Origin of the sequence: Polaribacter sp. PL03, from assembly GCF_033875165.1 — a bacterium.
Lineage (GTDB): Bacteria > Bacteroidota > Bacteroidia > Flavobacteriales > Flavobacteriaceae > Polaribacter.
In genome coordinates this window covers 1-1,982 of the sequence record NZ_JAWZSV010000027.1, presented here as the reverse complement: position 1 = coordinate 1,982, position 1,982 = coordinate 1, and the positions used below count along the sequence as shown (strand labels likewise).

Annotated in this window: 2 protein-coding genes; both read right to left on the bottom strand. The window is 27.8% G+C overall.

The window, feature by feature from the left end:
* Positions 1 to 547: 547 nt before the first annotated feature.
* Positions 548 to 679, bottom strand: a complete 132-nt coding sequence (locus SHK09_RS15350) for a hypothetical protein (protein ID WP_319811672.1) — start codon at positions 677 to 679, stop codon at positions 548 to 550.
* 175 nt (positions 680 to 854) lie between these two features.
* A complete protein-coding gene (locus tag SHK09_RS15345) occupies positions 855 to 1,781 on the bottom strand; it encodes a S41 family peptidase (RefSeq protein WP_319811671.1) in 927 nt (308 codons plus the stop codon).
* Positions 1,782 to 1,982: the final 201 nt, after the last annotated feature.

Here is a 1,982-nt window from a genome sequence, read left to right as displayed (position 1 = left end):
TTTAAAAAATCTAACGAGCGAGAGAGTGTTCCACAAATATTCAGTTTTTTTGTTTTTCAGAGTTTCAATTCCGCATTTTTGGATTTTTGAGCAATGAAATATAACGTTGTTGTATAATGAAAGTTGCGTTTTTGTCAGCGAGGAATTTCCAACGGAAATTCAGAAGTTGGCAAAAATGCAACTGCCTTTGATTAAGCACTAATTTAGCAATTTTTTTTATACGGTGTTGGCATTTCGTTGTTTGTTTTCAAGCTATAATTCCGTTTTGTTTATTTTTCCAATTTTCATAAATTATAAGTTTGATTGAGAATTCCCTCAAGTTCAAATTTCAACTTTTGAGTAAAAAATTTGCAACTTTGATTTTTTGTATTGTTCTCAATTCCGTAAACTCGATTAATTCAAATTTTCATTAATAATTCCGAATTTTGGCTTGTCATATATTTGTTTTTTTTCACGTTTTAAATTCAGTTTTAATTAACAATTCTGAAACATTATAAATTCAACATTTAATTTAGTTTTTTATTTGGACTTCAATTCCGAAAACTTGTTAAAAAGATTCTCTGAAAATTTTAATTATAAATTTGATTATTAAAAATAAAGTCAACATTCCACCTGGAACTAAAATATAGTTATACCATTTTACTTTTTCTTTATTTTTTCTTTTTTCTATTTCTCCCATTTTTTTAAATTTTGAGTGATTTTGTCAATGAATGCCAACGTTGTTGTATATGGTTTGTTGCGTGTTTCAAGCAACTAATTTAGTAAATAATTACCGACCAAGAAAGTCCGCGAGGACTTTCGTAAGTAGGCGAGAAGCCAGCAATAAATTATATACGGTGTTATGTAACGTTTTTTTATTTCTTTCCGTTAATCCATTCCATTGCCTTTTGAATGACTAAATCATTTCGCTCTCCAATAGAATTATATTTAAACTCTACGATTTCATCAGGTTCAATTTCCGCACCAAAAATAATTCCTTTTCTATCTGCATAAATTGATGTAGTTAATAAAACCATTGAGCCATCGCTTAAATCAAAATTTTGATTTCCTGTAGATACTCCATAAGTTTTTGTTCCAAAACTTTTAGTGTTCTTTTTGTTGTGAAAAGCGGTTACAACTACTTCTCCAGAACTACCTGTTTTAGAACCAGTCAGAACTGCAATTGGTTTAGAGTTGTCATAAAGTTCATATGGTTGATTGCTAACTTTGGTAATTGTAGATTCGTTAATTCCAGATTCTCCATCTTTATAAAACCACGATGATTTATTTCCCTTTTTGTCAACAAAATAACCACAGATTCCGTTTCCTAATAAAGGTCCAATTCCAGTTAACATTGGCCAGCAATTTCCACCTGTATTTCCTCTCAAGTCGAGAATCCAACCTTTCAAATTCTTGTTATCTATTGATTTTATTTTCTTTTGCAAACTGTCTGCATATTTTTGAATCGAAATAGAATCTCCACTACTAAAACCATTCATTTTAATATATCCAAAATTTTTTTTTAATAATTTTCCCGAAAAAGTTATTAAATTACTTTTATCAGTTTCCTTACTTGTTGATTTCCATTTATTCACTTGTTCTTTTGACATAAAAAAACTATGATTATCTCCTAATTCTCTTAAAATTGAATTAACTATTGGATAACATTCCTCAATTGTATTTACATTCGATAATTTTGAAAGAGCATTACTTTTTATGATTTTAAAATCAACTGAATCTTTGTTTATTGAGTTTTTTTCAACTATTTCTAAAACTTCGTTTAAGTATTTTTTTGGTGTCAATACTTTTCCTTTCGAACTTGAACAGTTTGAAGTTATAGTAAGTAAAAAAAATATTAATAAATATCTCATAGTTGGTTGATTTGTATTATACTGATATAGGTTGACCTTTTTTTAGGTTAATTTATACCGTTCAAACTTTTTTTTTAGTCGTTTAGAAGGCAAAAAATATTTTGAACTAGTTTTGTTTTTAAATTGTTAGTT

Excerpts from the sequence above, each read along its gene's own strand:
- SHK09_RS15350 (WP_319811672.1), bottom strand. The coding sequence starts at position 679 with ATGGGAGAAATAGAAAAAAGAAAAAATAAAGAAAAAGTAAAATGGTAT.